The sequence below is a fragment of the Stenotrophomonas sp. 28608_Sma genome (genome assembly GCF_056486185.1).
Map to the genome: position 1 here is coordinate 1,513,308 of NZ_CM151308.1, position 16,787 is coordinate 1,530,094.

General features: G+C 66.4%; 16 protein-coding genes. 2 read left to right on the plus strand and 14 right to left on the minus strand.

The genetic code is table 11. The features are described 5' to 3' along the window. Window positions 1-103 precede the first annotated feature (103 nt). Entirely contained in the window at window positions 104-3,130 is a 3,027-nt protein-coding gene (locus ACZLHH_RS06885) for a two-component regulator propeller domain-containing protein (protein ID WP_180845037.1), read from the plus strand. A gap of 95 nt (window positions 3,131-3,225) precedes the next feature. On the opposite strand, the gene rnt is transcribed toward ACZLHH_RS06885, so the two are convergent. The 11 genes from rnt to pstS (ACZLHH_RS06940) form a co-directional block, all read right to left on the minus strand. Beyond that, window positions 3,226-3,876, minus strand: a complete 651-nt coding sequence (gene rnt / locus ACZLHH_RS06890) for a ribonuclease T (protein WP_014036542.1) — start codon at window positions 3,874-3,876, stop codon at window positions 3,226-3,228. Window positions 3,877-4,045: 169 nt separating this feature from the next. After that, entirely contained in the window at window positions 4,046-4,567 is a 522-nt protein-coding gene (locus ACZLHH_RS06895; RefSeq protein WP_180845036.1) for an HvfX family Cu-binding RiPP maturation protein, read from the minus strand. Window positions 4,568-4,594: 27 nt separating this feature from the next. Further along, window positions 4,595-5,350: an HvfC family RiPP maturation protein gene (locus tag ACZLHH_RS06900; RefSeq protein WP_049421604.1), complete on the minus strand. Its 756-nt coding sequence runs from the start codon at window positions 5,348-5,350 to the stop codon at window positions 4,595-4,597. Next, a complete protein-coding gene (locus tag ACZLHH_RS06905; protein ID WP_049421603.1) occupies window positions 5,343-6,218 on the minus strand; it encodes an HvfB family MNIO-type RiPP peptide maturase in 876 nt (291 codons plus the stop codon). The genes ACZLHH_RS06900 and ACZLHH_RS06905 overlap by 8 nt, the downstream gene beginning before the upstream one ends. Next, entirely contained in the window at window positions 6,205-6,564 is a 360-nt protein-coding gene (locus ACZLHH_RS06910; protein ID WP_049421602.1) for an HvfA family oxazolone/thioamide-modified RiPP metallophore, read from the minus strand. The genes ACZLHH_RS06905 and ACZLHH_RS06910 overlap by 14 nt, the downstream gene beginning before the upstream one ends. A 205-nt stretch (window positions 6,565-6,769) precedes the next feature. Next, a complete protein-coding gene (phoU, locus tag ACZLHH_RS06915; protein ID WP_087943698.1) occupies window positions 6,770-7,483 on the minus strand; it encodes a phosphate signaling complex protein PhoU in 714 nt (237 codons plus the stop codon). A gap of 91 nt (window positions 7,484-7,574) precedes the next feature. Next, window positions 7,575-8,405 (minus strand): phosphate ABC transporter ATP-binding protein PstB, encoded by an 831-nt coding sequence (gene pstB, locus ACZLHH_RS06920; RefSeq protein ID WP_005408788.1) that lies wholly within the window; start codon window positions 8,403-8,405, stop codon window positions 7,575-7,577. Window positions 8,406-8,424: 19 nt separating this feature from the next. Then, complete coding sequence (gene pstA, locus ACZLHH_RS06925; RefSeq protein ID WP_032127902.1) at window positions 8,425-9,288, minus strand: phosphate ABC transporter permease PstA; 864 nt, start codon at window positions 9,286-9,288, stop codon at window positions 8,425-8,427. Continuing rightward, window positions 9,288-10,256 carry a phosphate ABC transporter permease subunit PstC gene (gene pstC, locus ACZLHH_RS06930; protein WP_005412771.1) on the minus strand — a complete coding sequence of 323 codons (969 nt, stop codon included), beginning with the start codon at window positions 10,254-10,256 and terminating at the stop codon, window positions 9,288-9,290. Before pstC ends, pstA begins: the two co-directional genes overlap by 1 nt. 82 nt (window positions 10,257-10,338) lie before the next feature. Then, window positions 10,339-11,427, minus strand: a complete 1,089-nt coding sequence (gene pstS / locus ACZLHH_RS06935) for a phosphate ABC transporter substrate-binding protein PstS (RefSeq protein ID WP_107432512.1) — start codon at window positions 11,425-11,427, stop codon at window positions 10,339-10,341. Between the two features lie 513 nt (window positions 11,428-11,940). Next, window positions 11,941-12,957: a phosphate ABC transporter substrate-binding protein PstS gene (gene pstS / locus ACZLHH_RS06940; RefSeq protein WP_107432511.1), complete on the minus strand. Its 1,017-nt coding sequence runs from the start codon at window positions 12,955-12,957 to the stop codon at window positions 11,941-11,943. 552 nt (window positions 12,958-13,509) lie between these two features. Between pstS (ACZLHH_RS06940) and ACZLHH_RS06945 the strand changes: the two genes are divergently transcribed. Beyond that, entirely contained in the window at window positions 13,510-14,742 is a 1,233-nt protein-coding gene (locus ACZLHH_RS06945; protein WP_032127900.1) for a porin, read from the plus strand. A gap of 81 nt (window positions 14,743-14,823) precedes the next feature. Here ACZLHH_RS06945 and nth read toward each other — a convergent pair whose 3' ends face one another. Genes nth through ACZLHH_RS06960 form a run of 3 tightly spaced genes read right to left on the minus strand, consistent with a single transcriptional unit; the run spans window position 14,824 to window position 16,656 of the window. Further along, a complete protein-coding gene (gene nth / locus ACZLHH_RS06950; RefSeq protein ID WP_032127899.1) occupies window positions 14,824-15,516 on the minus strand; it encodes an endonuclease III in 693 nt (230 codons plus the stop codon). Continuing rightward, a complete protein-coding gene (locus ACZLHH_RS06955) occupies window positions 15,516-15,869 on the minus strand; it encodes a hypothetical protein (protein WP_107432510.1) in 354 nt (117 codons plus the stop codon). Before ACZLHH_RS06955 ends, nth begins: the two co-directional genes overlap by 1 nt. 4 nt (window positions 15,870-15,873) lie before the next feature. Next, entirely contained in the window at window positions 15,874-16,656 is a 783-nt protein-coding gene (locus tag ACZLHH_RS06960; RefSeq protein ID WP_107432509.1) for an enoyl-CoA hydratase/isomerase family protein, read from the minus strand. Window positions 16,657-16,787 lie beyond the last annotated feature (131 nt).

Genomic DNA, 16,787 nt, shown 5'->3' on the forward strand with positions numbered 1-16,787 from the left:
CGATGAGCCAGCCCGTTCCCGCCGGCATGCCGTCCCGCGCTGCCCGGCAGTTCCCGCATGCTGCCAGGCCCGGCAGCCCTGCCTGGCCGCCGCCGCTGCACTGATGGCCGGACAGGGGGACATCGGGCGCTGGGTGGAGCGCTGCGGATCAGATATCGGTCGATGGCTGCGACAGGGCCTGCTGTGGCTGCTGCTGGCCCTTGCACTGCCGGTGGCAGCGCAGGAGGGGGCTCCGCCACTGCGCGACTACGCCATTGATGTATGGACGTCGCGCAACGGCCTGCCGCACAACTCGCTGCGCGACATCGCGCAGACCCCCGAAGGCCACCTCTGGTTCGCCACCTGGGAAGGCCTGGTGCGTTACAACGGCCTGGATTTCACCGTGTTCGACCGCAGTACCCGGCCGGGACTGCGCGACAACGGCATCGGCGCGTTGTTCGTCGACCGCCAGGGTGGGCTGTGGATCAGTGATTCGCGGGGCAATGTCAGCCATCGCGGCAACGATGGCCAGTGGCGTGTCTGGGAGCACCAGGCCGATACCCCGCAGGTCCTGATCCAGTCCATGCAGATGGACAGCCAGGGCCGCCTGTGGCTGCTGTATGAAGGCAAGGGCATCGGCTATCTGACGCCGGACACCGGCATTGTCTACCAGGCTCCGGCCGCCGACCTGCCGATGGCGATGAGCTTCACCAAGCTGGTGGTCGATGCGCAGGACCGGGTCTGGGCCGGCACGTTGGATGGACTGGTGCTGCGCGACAACGATGGCGTGCTCAAGCGGGCGCCCGCGGCGTGGGGGCTGGGCGCCGGCAGTGGCCTGTCGTGGCCGTACCGCGCTCCGGATGGCGCGCTGTGGATCGTCGCTGGCGAGCGCCTGTACCGGGTGGAGGATGATCAGCTGGTGCTGATGCACCGCCTGCCGGGGCAGCTGCACCTGACCTCGATGCTGCAGGATCGCCATGGTGACCTGTGGCTGGGCACCGAGAACCAGGGCCTGCTGCGGATCTCAGCGCATGGCCTGGAGCGCCTGCCGGCGGGCCTGAACCTGCCGGGTGGGCGCGTGGTCAGCCTGCGCGAGGATGCCGAGGGCAGCATCTGGGTGGGTGCCAACGGTGGCCTGTACCGCCTGCGCGAAACACTGTTCAGCAGCTACACCGAGCGCGATGGCCTCAGTGGCGACTATGTGCGCACCGTGTTCGAGGACCGCGATCGCCAGCTGTGGGTCGGCAGTGCCAGCGGCCTCGACCTGCAGGCTGCTGATGGCCGCTTCCGCGCGATGCCGCTGCACAACCGCGGCGGCAAGGCACCTTCGGTGCTCAGCCTGGCGCAGGGCCCGGACGGTGACCTGTGGGTCGGAACGTTCGGTGATGGCGTCTACCGTCTTGGCCCCGATGGCCGGCTGCGGCACAACTATGCCGCCGCCGATGGCATGCCGGGCGGCAACATCCGCGCGATCAGCGTGGACCCGCAGGGTGTGGTCTGGGCCGGCACCCAGAAGGGCGTGGTCCGCATCGACGGCGACCGCGTGCAGGTATCAAGCGTTGCGGGCATGCCCAGCGGCCTGATCACCGCGCTTGAGCACGATCACCAGGGCAACCTGTGGATCGGCACCATCGAGGGCATCCGCGTACTGCGCGGCGATCACGTGCAGTCGATCGACCTCGCGCCGATGGGCGGTGGCCGCAGCGTGTTCGGCTTCCATCAGCTGGGTGACGCGATGTGGATCAGCAGCGACCGTGGCCTGTACCGCTGGCGCAACGGCACGCTGGCACGGGTGGGGCTGGAGCAGGGCATGCCGGTGGATGCGGTGTTCCAACTGGTGCCGGATCGCCTTGGCAACGTGTGGATCAGCAGCAACCGCGGCGTGCTGCGCACCGACATGGCCACCCTCAACGCCGTGGCCGATGGCCGCGCACCCCGGGTGGTGGTGGAGCGCTACAACGAGATTGACGGCATGGCCAACGCGCAGGCCAACGGCAGCTCCGGGCCATCGGCGATCCTGCGCCAGGACGGCACGTTCTGGGTGGTCACCGCCGGAGGCCTGAGCACCGTCGATCCGCAACGCCTGCAGCGTTTCCGCGAGCGTCTTTCACCGCCGGCAGCGATTGAAAGCGTGCAGGTGGATGGCGCACCGGTGCATTGGGAAGGCCCAGACCGCAACTACATTCCCGGCGGCCGCCGCTTGGCGGTGAGTTATGTCGGCCTGAGCTACCTGATGTCTGACCGGATCCGCTACCGCACGCGGTTGGACGGCCTGGATACGGGGTGGGTCGAACGCGGCCCGCAGCGCAGCGTGGAGTTCGTTGGCCTGCCGCCGGGCGACTACACCCTGCACGTGGCCGCTGCCCATCCGAGTGGCAGCTGGGGCCAGCAGGAAGCGGTATGGAGCTTCACCGTGGAGCCGTTCTGGTGGCAGCGACGCAGCGTGCAGGTGCTGGGTGGACTGTTGCTGCTGGCCGCGCTGGTGGCGCTGTACCGGTTGCTGTTGCAGCAGCTGAAGGCCAGCAACCTGCGCCTGGCGCGGCGTGTGGACGAGGCCACTTTCGACCTGCAGGCCAAGACCGTGCACCTGCAGGCGCTGAACCAGGAAAAGACCGAACTGGCCGAGCGCCTCGCACGCCAGGCCGAGGCATTCGAACGGCAGGCCCGCGAGGATGCACTGACTGGCCTGGCCAACCGCCGTGCATTCGATGAAACGCTGGCGCGTGACTTCGCGCGTTCGCAGCGCAGCGGTCATCCGCTGTGCCTGGTGGTGCTGGATATCGACCACTTCAAGGACGTCAACGATCGCCACAGCCACAGCATCGGTGATGAGGTGCTGGTGCAGGTGGCGCGGTTGATCGCCGCCGCCAGCCGCGATTCGGACCTGCCGGCGCGGACCGGTGGCGAAGAGTTTGCGCTGCTGCTCAACGACACCCGCCTGGAGGAAGCCGCACAGCTGTGCGCGCGCCTGCGCGGTCTGTTCCATGACCACCCCGACTGGGCCGGCGTGGACGGCCTGCGCGTGACCTTCAGCGCAGGGCTGGTGGAGCTGGATGCCGACGACCGCACCCCGGCACTGCTGTACCAGCGTGCCGACCGCGCGTTGTACCGCGCCAAGAGCGATGGCCGGGATCGAACGAGCATCGGTTGATTGCATCCACGCATGGCATGGATCTACCGTCCGGTGAGTGGTGGGTGCGGACCGTTGGTCCGCACTGCGTGGATGCGGTTGCGCCGTTGGCTGCCTTACCGTGGCCAGGCGTTGGCGATGGTGCAGAACAACCGCGCGGTCTGCTCGGTGTCGTACACCGCGCTGTGTGCCTCGTTGGCATCCCAGCCCAGCCCGGCGGCGGTGGCCGCACGCGCCAGCACGGTCTGCCCGTAGGCGATGCCGGCCAGGGTGACCGTGTCGAACACGCTGAACGGATGGAACGGGTTGCGCTTGTGGCCGGTCCGCGCCACCGCTGCGTTGACGAAGCCCAAGTCGAAATGGGCGTTGTGGCCGACCAGGATCGCGCGCTGGCAGCCGTATTTCTTCATCGCCGCACGCACCGGGGTGAAGATGTGGTCCAGCGCGGCCTTCTCTTCCTTGGCCAGCCGGAACGGATGGTCGAGGATGATGCCGGTCACTTCCAGTGATTTCGGGTCGATCTCCAGGCCCTCGGCCGGCACCACGTGGGCGCTGGCGGTCTGGCCGGGGTAGAGCAGGCCGTTCTCGTCCATCTCGATCGGCACGGCGGCGATTTCCAGCAGTGCGTTGCGCTGGCTGTCGAAGCCGCCGGTTTCCACGTCCACCACCACCGGCAGGAAGCCGCGGAAGCGTTGTGACATCGCGCGCTGCGCCTGGGGGACTGCGGAATCGGGAGCGGCGGCAGGTGCGGGGGTGGGGTCAGTCATGCGTGAATTCTAGCAGAGCGACCCTGAGCGCCCGGCCAGCCTTCGGTGCATGCGTTCCCTGCGCGGGCGTGTGTCGACCAAGGTCGACACCTACCGGGGCACCGCGCGCTCAGGATTCCGGTAGGTGCCAACCTTGGTTGGCACACGGTGCGCCGACCAGGTTTGGCGATTACCGGACTGCTGGCCGTGCAGGCGTGGCCGAGGGAGACCACCGCGCCAACCACGCATCCACGCTCAGCCTGCCGGCGCCGGTGAAGATCAGCGGCAGCAGCATCGCCATGAACAGTACTGGCAGCTTGAAGTTGCCGAAGCCCTGGTCAGTGATCGCGTAGCCCATGGCCAGGTCGGCCAGCGAGTTCCACTCCATCGGCCAATGCACCGCATAGGTGGCCACTACGGTCAGCACCAGCAGGCTGGCGGCGGCAAACCGGGTGCCGAAGCCAACCAGTAGGCAGGCCGCGCCAATCAGCTCGAACCAGGTGGCAAGCTGCCAGTTCAGGGTGGCCGGCAGCTGGTCGAACGGGAACGGGAAAGCGTCCTGCAGGTCGGCGAACCAGTTCTGGCCGCGCAGTTTCTCGCGGCCGGATTCGAAGTATTCCCAGGCCAGCAGCAGGCGCAGGCCGAGCGGGGCCAACCAGGGGGCGAGACGGTCCAGCTGGCCACGCGTGGCGGCCAGGGTCGGAAGGTTCATCGGTGGTTCTCCGTGGGGGAAGGGGCGTCAGCCAGGGACTGTGAGCGGGCCGATCACGCCGGCCTGCAGGAACTGCTGCAGCAGCGCGGCACCGGGCCCGGCCAGCGCTTCCTCAGCCAGGCCGTTCGCAGCGGCCAATTGCCGCAGATAGGCATGTCCATCGAGGCCGGGTCGTTCGCCGACGCTGGACAGCAGGTATACCGCCAGCGGGCTGAGCACGGCGAAGCGCACTTCGCCATCGGCCTCGCGGCGGACCAGCAGGCCGGTCGGTTCCGCCGGCGGCTGCATTGGCGCATCCTCGGCACCGAGTCGATGCACCGGCCACTGGTACAGCAGCGGCCACGCCAGGGGTGAGCGCTGCAGCGGTACCTGCAGCGGATCGATGTCGCCGGGTGCCGGCAGCGGCTCGGCCTGCAACTGGTACAGCGCGGTCTCCACCCACTCGTAATGAGCGAGTTCGGCCAACGCCGGGTGCGGCAGCTGCGGCTGTGCCCGCAGCCACTGCACGAATTCGGCGGCCAGTTCGGTGAACAGCGGTGTCTGGCAGCGATGGGTGGCGAAGTAGTGGCGCACCAGGTCGCTCCAGGCGGGCTCGCCGAGCAGGCGCACGCAGACCGGGAAGCCGTTGCTCAACAGGCCGAGCAGATTGTTGAACAGCAGCCGTTGGTACACCGTGACCCGGCGTGCCTCCAGCCCAGCCGGCGGTGGCACGCCCTGCGGATCGCGCAGATGGGCAGTGAACGCATGCTGCTGCGCGCGCAGGGTGCCGCGAGCGTCAGTCATGTGCAGTCCCCCCGTGCGTCGCCTGCAGGCGGCGGATGGTCTGCAGTTCGCCCTGCAGCTCGGCGTATGGGGGGAAGTTGAAATCGCGCTCGAGCAGGGTGGGGCGTGGGCCGATGCGCGCGTAGGTACGCGCCAGCAGCTCCCAGACCGGGTCGATCACCGCGCTGCCATGGGTATCGATCTTCAGGTCCGGCGCCTCGTCCAGGTGCCCGGCCACGTGCAGGCAGACGACGCGCTCTGCGGGCAGCCCGGCGATGAAGGTGTCGGCATCGTAGCCGTGGTTGCAGGCGTTGACGTAGACGTTGTTGACGTCCAGCAGCAGATCGCAGTCGGCTTCGGCAAGCACCGCATTGGTGAAGGCCAGTTCGTCCATCGCCGGTTCCGGTGCCAGGTAATAGGACACGTTCTCCACTGCAATGCGGCGGCCCAGCAGATCCTGCACGTGAGCGATGCGTGCCGCAGTGTGGCGCACGGCTTCGTCGGTGAACGGAATCGGCAGCAGGTCGTACAGGTGACCGTCATCGCTGCAGTAGCTCAGGTGCTCGCTGTACAGCGGCACGCGGTGCTTTTCCAGGAACTGGCCGACCTGTTCCAGCAGCTGCGTATCCAGCGGCGCGCTGCCGCCCAGCGACAACGACAGGCCGTGGCAACTCAACGGATGGCGCTGCGCCAGTTCGGCCAGTGCATCCCCGGCGGGACCACCGACATGGATCCAGTTCTCCGGCGCGCATTCGAGGAAATCGAAGTCGCCTGCCGGGGCGTCACGCAGGTCCTGTAGCAGCGCCCGGCGCAGGCCCAACCCGGCGGCCGCCGCACGAAGCGGCGACCGCGGGTGGACGAGGCTGGCGCGGACGTCAGTGCTTGCCACCGCACTTGCCTTCGCCGCACTTGCCTTCAGCCGACTTCTTGTCGCCTGTCTTGGCAGCGGCTGCACCAGCAGCCTTGCCCTTGTCGGCACCGCACTTGCCTTCGCCACACTTGCCTTCGGCAGCCTTGCCCTTGTCACCGCCGCACTTGCCTTCAGCGGTCTTGCCGTCGGCGCCGCACTTGCCTTCGGCGTGCTTGGTATCGGCAGCCTTTGCCGCCTGGCCAGCCACCAGGTAGCCCTGGGCCAGGTCGCTCATGCTCAGGGCCGAGGCACTGGCGGTCATGCCCAGGCCGGCGGCCAGGGCCGTAGCGGTCAGCAGGGACAGGGTCTTGTTGGAACTGCTCATCGGTCTTACTCCTAGGTGGAGGGCAGGTGCCCGGGGTGAATCGATGGTGCAGCGATCCTACTCAACGAATCCTCGCCAAGAACTCAAATTTTCGTGAGATTTGTTACAGAGGGGGAGACCGGCGGCCAGAACGCCCATAACAAAAAGGCCGCTGTCAGCAGGACAGCGGCCACCTTGGAGTCAACTCCGGTGTTGCAGTGCGGTATCAGATCTGGTCGGTGCTGGAGGTCTCGTCGCGTTTTTCACGCGGCGGCAGCGGCTGCTCACCGTGCACCAGGAACCACACGTTCTCGGCGATGTTGGTGGCGTGGTCGCCCACGCGCTCCAGGTTCTTGGCCATGAACAACAGATGGGTGCACGGGGTGATGTTGCGCGGGTCTTCCATCATGTAGGTCAGCAGCTCGCGGAACAGCGCGGTGTACTGCGCGTCCAGGCGGGCGTCGTCCTCGCGCAGCGCCAGCGCAGCGTCGGCATCGTTGTCGCGGTAGGCGGCAATGGCGCGGCGCACCTGCTGCGCGGCCAGGCGACCCAGCGCCCGCAGGCCCTGGATCTGTGGCAGCGGCGGCACTTTGCCCAGCGCGATCGAACGCTTGGCAACGTTGGCCGCATAGTCGCCGATGCGCTCGATGTCGGCCGGGATGCGCAGGCCGGCCAGGATCTCGCGCAGGTCGCGCGCCATCGGCCCACGCAGCGCCAGGCGCATCACGTCATGGCTGATCTGCTGCTCCAGCGCATCGATCGCTTCGTCGTTGGCGATGATGCGATGGGCGGCGTTCTCGTCGCGCTTCTCGATCACGTCCATCGCCGCTTCGAGCTGAGCGACGGCCATCTCGCCCATGCGCACGATTTCGGCCACCAGCCGCTGCTGTTCTTCGTCGTAGCTCTTGACGATGTGGTCGTTGGGAAGATTCATGTTCATTCCACTCTGTAGAGTCGAGCCATGCTCGACTGACGTTATCCGTAGAGTCGAGCCACGCTCGACTGACGTTAGCTGTAACTCGACTGACGTTTCAGCCGAAGCGACCGGTGATGTAATCCTCGGTCTGCCGCTGCGACGGCTGCGAGAAGATCACTTCGGTGCGGTCGTGCTCGATCAGGTCGCCCAGGTACATGAAGGCGGTGTAGTCGGACACGCGCGCGGCCTGCTGCATGTTGTGGGTGACGATGACGATGGTGTACTCGTGCTTGAGCTCTTCCACCAGCTGCTCGATGCGGCTGGTCGAGATCGGATCCAGCGCCGAGGTCGGCTCGTCCAGCAGCAGCACCGACGGGCGCAGGGCCACGGCACGGGCGATGCACAGGCGCTGCTGCTGGCCACCGGACAGGCCCAGTGCGCTCTGCCCCAGCTTGTCCTTCACTTCGTCCCACAGTGCGCCCTGGCGCAGCGCCTGCTCGACGCGGTCGGCCATGTCGGCCTTGCTCAGCTTCTCGTGGTGGCGGATGCCGTAGGCCACGTTCTCGAAGATGGTCATCGGGAACGGCACCGGCTTCTGGAACACCATGCCGACCTTGCTGCGCAGGCGGTTCATCGGGTACTTCGGCGACAGGATGTTCTCGCCGTCCAGCAGCACTTCACCACGCGCCTCCAGCTTCGGGTACAGCGCGTAGATGCGGTTGAAGATGCGCAGCAGGGTCGACTTGCCGCAGCCGGAGGGACCGATCAGCGCGGTCACGCGCTTTTCCGGGATCTCCAGGTTGATGCCCTTCAGGGCATGGAACTTGTCGTAGTAGAAGTCCAGTCCACGCGCAGCCAGCTTCACCGGCGACGGCGTGTGCAGGCTCTCGTGCGAGGACGGCACGGCGATGCGCTGCATCGGCACGGCGTTGGAAAGGTCGTTCATGGCGTTATCCACGGAAAGGTCAGTCATGGGAGATACGGTTGCGCAGCAGGATGCCGCGGGCGGCAAGGCTGACCAGCAACACGAAGACAGTCAGCACCAGGGCACCGGCCCAGGCCAGCACCTGCCAGGATTCATACGGGCTGCCGGCGAACTGGTTCATCACCACCGGCACCGAGGCCATCGGCTGGAAGATGTTGTTGTTCCAGTACTGGTTGCCGAAGGCAGTGAACAGCAGCGGTGCGGTCTCGCCGGAGATGCGGGCCAGCGCCAGCAGGATGCCGGTGATGATGCCGGCCGAGGCACTGCGGTACAGCACCTGCACGATCACCTTCCACTGCGGGATACCCAGCGACAGGGCTGCCTCACGCATCTGCGAGGGCACCAGGCGCAGCATCTCGTCGGTGGTGCGCACCACCACCGGCAGCACGATGAAGGCCAGCGACAGTGCACCGGCGAACGCCGAGAAGTTGCCGCCGGTCTGCATCACGTACAGCGTGTAGACGAACAGGCCAAGCACGATGGATGGGGCCGACAGCAGGATGTCGTTGACGAAGCGGACCACGGTGCCGGCCTTGCGGGCGTTGCCGTACTCGGCCAGCCAGGTGCCGGCCAGCACGCCCAGCGGGGTGCCGATGCCGATCGCCAGCGCACACATCACCGCACTGCCGAAGAAGGCGTTGGCGAGACCGCCTTCCTGCATCGGCGGCGGCGTCATCTTGGTGAACAGATCCCAGTTGATGCCGGCCAGGCCCTTGGAGGCCAGGGTGAACAGGATCCAGCCCAGGAAGAACAGGCCGAACAGGGCGGTGGCGCAGGAGGCGGTGATCGCAACGACATTGCCGATGCGACGGCGCAGGTACAGCGAATCAGCGGTGGTGGACATCAGTTGCCCTCCTTGCGGGACAGGCGCATCAGCATCAGGCGGGCGATGGCCAGCACCACGAAGGTGACGATGAAGAGGACGAAGCCGAGCAGCAGCAGGGCCGAGCGATAGGTTTCAGTGGCTTCGCCGAAATCGTTGGCGATCAGCGCGGCGATGGTGGTGCCCGGTTCCAGCAGCGACGGCGACAGGCGCACGCTGTTGCCGATCACGAAGGCCACCGCCATCGTCTCGCCAAGGGCGCGGCCGAGGCCGAGGAAGATGCCGCCGATCACTGCCGAGCGGGTGTAGGGCAGCACGATGTCCCAGCTCACTTCCCACTTGGTGGAGCCCAGCGCGTACGCCGACTCCTTCAGGCGGGTGGGTACGGTCAGGAACACTTCGCGCATCACCGAGGAAATGAACGGAATGACCATGATGGCCAGCACGAAACCGGCGGTGAGCATGCCGATGCCCAGCGGCGGGCCCTGGAACATCGGGCCGATGATCGGCCATTCGCCCAGGGTCTCGTTGAGGAACGGGGTGACGTACTCGGTCATCACCGGCACCAGCACGAACAGGCCCCACATGCCGTAGATGATCGAGGGAATGCCGGCCAGCAGTTCGATGGCGGTACCGACCGGGCCACGCAGCCAGCGCGGCGCGACTTCGGTGAGGAAGAAGGCGATACCGAAGCTGACCGGCACGGCGATGACCATCGCGATGACGGCGGTGACCAGGGTGCCGTAGATCGGGGCGAGCGCACCGAACTTGTTTTCGACCGGATTCCAGTCGGCGGAGAAGAAGAAGCTCAGGCCCTGCATCTGCAGGGCATGGCGGCCGCCCCACAGCATCGACAGCGCGGCGCAGGCCAGGGCGATCAGGACGAAGATGACGGTGCCGACCAGCACCCATCGGAACAGTTTGTCGTTGCGGGCATCACGCGCATCACGCGTGGACGGGGCGGCTACAGGCTGGGCGATGGCATTCATGGGGACGGCAGGGCCAGGAAGGGGCGGGGCGGCACGGCGTGGAAGAAGCGGTGCCCGCGTGGGGCGGGCACCGTCGTGTCCATCACTTCAGGTCGGTCGCCCAGTAGGCCTCGATCTGCTTGACCAGTTCGGCCGGCAGCGGCACGTAGTGCAGCTCGTTGGCCTGCGCCTGGCCGTTTTCGAAGGCCCACTTGAAGAAGGCCAGGGTGTCCTGGTTGCGCTTGGCATCCTTCGGCTTCTTCTGCATCAGCATGAAGTTGGTGGCGGTGATCGGCCACGCCTGCTCGCCCGGAGCGTTGGTGATGACCAGGTTGAAGTCCTTGGCGCTGGCCCAGTCGGCGCTGGCGGCCGCGGCGGCGAAGGTTTCCGCGCTCGGCTCGACCCAGTTCCCGGCCGCGTTCTGCATGGCGGTGTACGGCATGCCGTTCTGCAGCGCGTAAGCCAGTTCGACGTAGCCGATCGAGCCCTTGATCTGCTTCACGTAGGAAGCGACGCCTTCATTGCCCTTGCCACCGACGCCGTCCGGCCACTGCACCGAGGTGCCTTCGCCGACCTTGCTCTTCCACTCCGGGCTGACCTTGGACAGGTAGTTGGAGAAGTTGAAGGTGGTGCCCGAACCGTCCGAACGGTGGACCAGGGTGATCTTGCCGTCCGGCAGCTTCACGCCCGGGTTGGCGGCGACGATGGCCGGGTCGTTCCAGGTCTTGACCTTGCCCAGGAAGATGTCGGCCAGCAGGGCGCCGCTGAGGCGCAGCTTGCCGGTTTCCAGGCCTTCGATGTTGACCACCGGCACCACGCCGCCGATGGCGGACGGGAACTGGGCCAGGCCGGCCTGGGCCAGCTCTTCGCTGCTCAGCGGCTTGTCGGAGGAGCCAAAGTCGACGGTGCCGGCCTTGATCTGGGCGATGCCGCCACCGGAGCCGATCGACTGGTAGTTGATCTTGGCGCCGGTGCTGGTGTTGTAGTCAGCCGACCACTTGGAGACCAGCGGGAAGATGAAGGACGCGCCCGCGCCGGACACTTCGGCGGTCACCTTGGCACCGGCAGCGGCCGGGGCGGCGGCACCGTCGGCAGCCGGCTGCTGCGCGGCCTGCTTGTCGCCACCGCAGGCCGACAGGCCCAGGGCGATGGCCAGGGAAAGGGCGGCAAGGCCGGCCGAGTGCAGTTTCATGGTCACTCCATAGCGGGGAAGAGCCGACGGCGTCGGCGGATGCGGCTATGAAATGATGTTTTTGTTACAGCCGTATTACGACCATGACAGAGGTGTCCTGGATCACGTTCTGACAAGGGTTTCACGGGGTTGGCCACGGTCCGGGAGACCCCCGGAGACCCCGGATCTGCGCACCGATATGACGGCCGGGGCTCTACAAACGCTCTTGCCTTTGCTCCTGCCTTTCATGACCCCACCGCGCCCCCGATGAACTGTCGAGAGGCGGTGGGCCAGGGCGTGCAGGACCGTCCACGGCATGGATGCCGTGGCCGAGCCCCCAAGGAAGGGTTTACGGCGTGTCCTGCACGCCCTGGCCCCCCGACTCACCCACGGATCAGCGAAGGCGCAAACGCTCTTCACGACCAACCCCCAAAAACAAGAAGAGCGCGAGATCTCGAGGATCTCGCGCCCGGGGTGGGATCGGCGGGGGAGAGAGGACCCGCCGATCCCGTTCCTGCGGGGGAACGCGCTTGCTTACTTCAGGTTCTGCGACCAGTAGGTCTCGATCTGGCGGACCAGGCTGTCCGGCAGCGGCACGTAGTCCAGCTGGCGGGCCTGGGCATCGCCGCTCTTGTAGACCCAGCGGAAGAACTCCTGGGTGGCCTTGCCGTTGGCAGGGTTCTTCGGCTTCTTGTGCACCAGGATGAAGTTGGTGGCGGTGATCGGCCAGGACTCGGCGCCCGGGGCATTGGTCATCACCAGGTAGAAGTCCTTGGCGCTGGCCCAGTCGGCGCTGGCAGCAGCGGCGGCGAACGAGGCGTCGCTCGGCTGCACGAAGCGGCCGGCGGCATTCTTCATCGCGGTGTACGACAGCTTGTTCTGCAGCGCGTAGGACAGTTCGACGTAGCCGATGCCGCCCTTGATCTGCTTCACGTAAGCGGCAACGCCTTCGTTGCCCTTGCCACCGATGCCGGCCGGCCACTGGACCGAGGTGCCTTCACCGACCGAGCTCTTCCACTCCGGGCTGACCTTGGACAGGTAGTTGACGAAGTTGAAGGTGGTGCCCGAGCCATCCGAACGGTGCACGACGGTGATCTTGGCGCTCGGCAGGGTCACGCCCGGGTTCAGTGCGGCGATGGCCGGGTCGTTCCAGGTCTTGATCTTGCCCAGGAAGATGTTGGCCAGCACGGTGCCGTCCAGCTTCAGCGTGCCCGGGGCGATGCCGGCAACGTTGACCACCGGCACCACGCCGCCGATCACCGACGGGAACTGGGCCAGGCCCGCAGCAGCCAGTTCTTCCGGCTTCAGCGGGGCGTCGGAGGAGCCGAAATCAACGGTCTTGGCCTTGATCTGGGCGATACCACCGCCGGAGCCGATCGACTGGTAGTTGACCTTGTTGCTGGTGGCGGCGTTGTAGTCGGCCGACCACTTCGACATCACCGGGTAGATGAACGAGGCGCCCGCGCCGGTGATTTCAGCGGCGTTGGCGGCGAACACGGACGACGCTGCGAAGACGGCAACGGCAACGCGCGACTTGAAGGCGTGGATCACGGGGTGGCTCCTGGGTTGATTGGGATGCGGGGTTACCCGCCCGGCGCACATTCCATAACGGTTCGATGACAGCGCAGGGACCGTTGTATGACGCAACCGTTACAGCGCTGCCCGGCGTCCGCACAGCCAGGGGCGTGAAGATTCTGAGTGCTGCGGGCAACGTGATGACCATGCGCCGGAGACGGACGTGGCCCGGTTGCGATCACGTTCTATATGTCGCTGATGGACTGCCCGGTGTGGTCGTCAATGCCATCCCGGCCTGGCATTCCGCAGTGATGCCGCGTCATCCACACGAAACCATCAATGCAGTTGAGCGCTGCGCGGCGGTCGGCCCGGGCCGGGACGCTGATACGTGACGCCATATGCCGCAAGGGATCGACAAGCATGTGGCGGCAAATGAGTCGTACGCATGACCGCACGAAGAAATCTGTGGTTGGTGCTCAGGTTGTCATTCGGCTGTCATGGTTTTAACGGAATGTTCGCAAAACGCTTGACCGGCCTGCCGGCGTGGCGTTCTGCCCAAGCCATTCCAACCCTCTGGAGAAATCCAAAATGCGTTCCCATTTGCTCGCCGCCGCGGTCGTTGCAAGCCTCGGTCTGGTTTCCGCCGACGCCTTCGCAGCTCCCGCCAGCACGGGCGTATCCCAGGCACAGCTGCAGCAGCTGCAGGCGCAGATCGCTGCCCTGCAGGCCCAGGTCCAGCAGTTGCAGAACGATTCGCAGGCGCTGCAGGCACAGTCCGATGCGCAGTCCGAAGTGAACATCACCCAGGCCCAGGCCCTGGAAGGTGCACAGAAGACCCAGACCAGCGTCGACAAGCTGGCCAAGCTGGTCAATGACAACAAGATCGGCGGTCGCATGTTCTTCGACCTGACCAACATCGACAAGACCAGCAACGGCAAGGACACCGCCGCCAGCGGCACCGGTCTGGACGTCAAGCGCTTCTACCTGACCGTCGACCACAAGTTCAACGACATCTGGTCGGCCAACCTGACCACCGACTTCCAGTACAGCTCGGCCATCGGCAACACCGAACTGTTCGTCAAGAAGGCCTACGTGCAGGGCAGCTTCGACCCGGCCTTCAATCTGCGCGTCGGTGCCGCCGACATGCCGTGGATTCCGTACGTCGAGAAGTTCTACGGCATGCGTTATGTCGAGAACACCCTGACCGATCGCCTGAAGTACGGCAACTCGTCCGACTGGGGTCTGCATGGCTTCGGCAACCTGGGCAACAACTTCAACTACGCGGTCTCGGTCGTGTCCGGCGCCGGTTACAAGAACCCGACCCGCAGCAAGGGCATGGACGTGGAAGGCCGCGCGGCCTATACCCCGAACGAGAACTTCGTGGTTGCCGTCGGTGGCTACAGTGGCAAGCTGGGCAAGGAAACCGACATCCAGAGCGCCGAGAACACCTACACCCGCGCCAACGCGATGGTGGCCTACGCCAGCAGCGACTTCCGCGTCGGTGGCGAGTACTTCCAGGCCAAGAACCTCAACAACGTGATGACCGTTGCCACCGACAAGACCAGCGGCTGGTCGGTGTGGGGCAGCGTGCGCGTCACCGACGGCGGCATCAACGTGTTCGGTCGTTACGATGACACCGACGTCAGCAAGACGCTGGACCCGACCCTGAGCGACAAGTACTGGAACGTCGGCGTCGAGTTCCCGGTCATGAAGAACCTCAAGCTGTCGACCGTGTACAAGTACACGCACCTGGCCAACGCCAGCGACAAGAAGAACGACAAGACCAAGGAGTTCGGCGTCTGGGGCGACCTGTCGTTCTGATGTCCTGAAGCACTCTTGTCTACAAGCAAGGACGGCGGGCCCTGTGCCCGCCGTCCTTGTTTTGTCACACCACGAACGCGTTCACGCCTCGGCCGTGGTCTTTTCCTTGAACCGGCACAGGTCGGCGATCACGCAGCCCGGGCAATCCGGCTTGCGCGCCTTGCACACATAACGTCCGTGCAGGATCAGCCAGTGATGCGCGTCGAGCAGGAACTCGGCCGGAATCACCTTCACCAGTTTGTCTTCCACTTCGCGCACGTTCTTGCCCGGGGCCAGGCCGGTACGGTTGGAGACGCGGAAGATATGCGTGTCCACCGCCATCACCGGCTCACCGAACGCAGTGTTGAGCACCACGTTGGCGGTCTTGCGGCCCACGCCCGGCAGCGCTTCCAGTTCATCGCGATCGCGCGGCACTTCACCGCCGTGCTTCTCCAGCAGGATCGCGCAGGTGGCGATCACGTTCTTCGCCTTGGCGTTGAACAGACCGATGGTGGCGATGTACTGCTTCAGCCCGTCCTCGCCAAGCGCGAGGATCTTTGCCGGGGTATTGGCCACCGGGAACAGGCGGCGCGTGGCCTTGTTGACGCCCACGTCGGTGGCCTGCGCCGACAGCGCGACCGCCACCAGCAGTTCGAACGGCGAGCTGTACTCCAGTTCGGTCTTCGGGTGCGGATTGAGTTCGCGCAGGCGGGTGAACATCTCCACCACGTCGGCGCGCGGCATGCTGCCACCGCGTCGCGCCGGCGCGCGCGGGGTCTTCTTCGCAGTAGCCATTACTGCTCCTTGCCGGTGGCGCGGGCCTTGGCCCGGGCGAGAATCGCGGCGGCCGCCGGGGGCAGGGCGGGCTTCACGTCCGGTGCCGGGGCTGGCGTGCGTCGGGCATCGCGTTCGGCCTCGCGGCGCGCCAGGCGCACGGCACGGGCACGGTAGCGTTCGCGTGCGGCCCAGGCCGCGTGCAGCTGCTGCTGGGCCTGCTGCAGGCGTCGTGGAAGGTCCGGGTGGCCGGGCAGCAGCTGTTCGTCGCCGTCACGGGCAACGTAGTCCATGAGACCGGCCTGCAGGGCGCCATCGAGATCGTCTGCCTGGACCCGGGCGAACAGCTGCGCGGGGTTGGGTCGGGATGCCATGGCGTCAGCGGTTCTGGAAGGCCGGCGGGCGGCGCTGCAGGAAGGCGCTGGTGCCTTCGCGCATGTCTTCGGTGGCGAACAGCAGGCCGAACTGCGCGCTTTCGTACTCCAGCCCAGCCTCCAGGCTGCATTCGCCACCCACGTGTACCGCGTCGAGCAGGCCACGCAGGGCCAGCGGGGCCGAGCGTGCCAGCTGGCGGGCGATGTCCTGCACGCGGTTGTCCAGCGCGTCGGCCGGCACCACCTCGTTGACGATGCCCAGTTCCAGCGCACGCGCGGCGTTGATCGGTGCACCCAGCAGGCACAGCTCCAGGGTGGCGGCGCGGCCGCACAGGCGCAGCAGGCGCTGGCTGCCACCGAAGCCGGGAATCAGGCCGAGGTTGATCTCCGGCTGCCCGACCTTGGCCGTATCGGCAGCGATGCGCAGATGGCAGGCCATCGCCAGCTCCAGCCCGCCGCCCAGGGCGAAGCCGTTCACGCGCGCGATCACCGGCTTGGGCATGCGTTCGATCTGGCGCATCAGGGCCTGGCCCAGAAGCGAGAAATCACGTCCCTGAACCGCGCTGAGAGTGTTCATCTCGGCGATGTCGGCACCGGCCACGAAGGCCTTCGGGCCGGCACCGGTCAGCACCACCACACGCACCTCCGGGTCGGCGGCGGCGGCGCTGAACGCCTCGGCCAGCGCCTGCAGGGTCGCGGCATTCAAGGCGTTGAGCTTGTCCGGGCGCTGGACGGTCACGGTGCGGATGGCGCCGTCGTCGGCGACGGCGATCAGGGCATCGGCCACGGGGAAAACTCCTGAAACGTTAAAAAAAAGTGAGATTGAACTCCGCGAACGCAGACGGGTCTTAGCCTGCATCGTGAGTAGCGGTTACACGTTGTGCCCGTTATCCTAACCCGTCGCCTCAGGGCGGCGCA

What these genes read in the sequence shown, in the direction of transcription:
- nth (WP_032127899.1), bottom strand. Translation starts at nt 15,516, where the DNA reads ATGGCTACTGCGAAGAAGACCCCGCGCGCGCCGGCGCGACGCGGTGGC.
- ACZLHH_RS06910 (WP_049421602.1), bottom strand. Translation starts at nt 6,564, where the DNA reads ATGAGCAGTTCCAACAAGACCCTGTCCCTGCTGACCGCTACGGCCCTG.
- pstC (WP_005412771.1), bottom strand. Translation starts at nt 10,256, where the DNA reads ATGAATGCCATCGCCCAGCCTGTAGCCGCCCCGTCCACGCGTGATGCG.
- ACZLHH_RS06895 (WP_180845036.1), bottom strand. Translation starts at nt 4,567, where the DNA reads ATGAACCTTCCGACCCTGGCCGCCACGCGTGGCCAGCTGGACCGTCTC.
- ACZLHH_RS06900 (WP_049421604.1), bottom strand. Translation starts at nt 5,350, where the DNA reads ATGACTGACGCTCGCGGCACCCTGCGCGCGCAGCAGCATGCGTTCACT.
- pstB (WP_005408788.1), bottom strand. Translation starts at nt 8,405, where the DNA reads ATGAACGACCTTTCCAACGCCGTGCCGATGCAGCGCATCGCCGTGCCG.
- rnt (WP_014036542.1), bottom strand. Translation starts at nt 3,876, where the DNA reads ATGACTGACCCCACCCCCGCACCTGCCGCCGCTCCCGATTCCGCAGTC.
- pstA (WP_032127902.1), bottom strand. Translation starts at nt 9,288, where the DNA reads ATGTCCACCACCGCTGATTCGCTGTACCTGCGCCGTCGCATCGGCAAT.
- phoU (WP_087943698.1), bottom strand. Translation starts at nt 7,483, where the DNA reads ATGAACATGAATCTTCCCAACGACCACATCGTCAAGAGCTACGACGAA.
- ACZLHH_RS06955 (WP_107432510.1), bottom strand. Translation starts at nt 15,869, where the DNA reads ATGGCATCCCGACCCAACCCCGCGCAGCTGTTCGCCCGGGTCCAGGCA.
- ACZLHH_RS06885 (WP_180845037.1), top strand. Translation starts at nt 104, where the DNA reads ATGGCCGGACAGGGGGACATCGGGCGCTGGGTGGAGCGCTGCGGATCA.
- ACZLHH_RS06945 (WP_032127900.1), top strand. Translation starts at nt 13,510, where the DNA reads ATGCGTTCCCATTTGCTCGCCGCCGCGGTCGTTGCAAGCCTCGGTCTG.
- pstS (WP_107432512.1), bottom strand. Translation starts at nt 11,427, where the DNA reads ATGAAACTGCACTCGGCCGGCCTTGCCGCCCTTTCCCTGGCCATCGCC.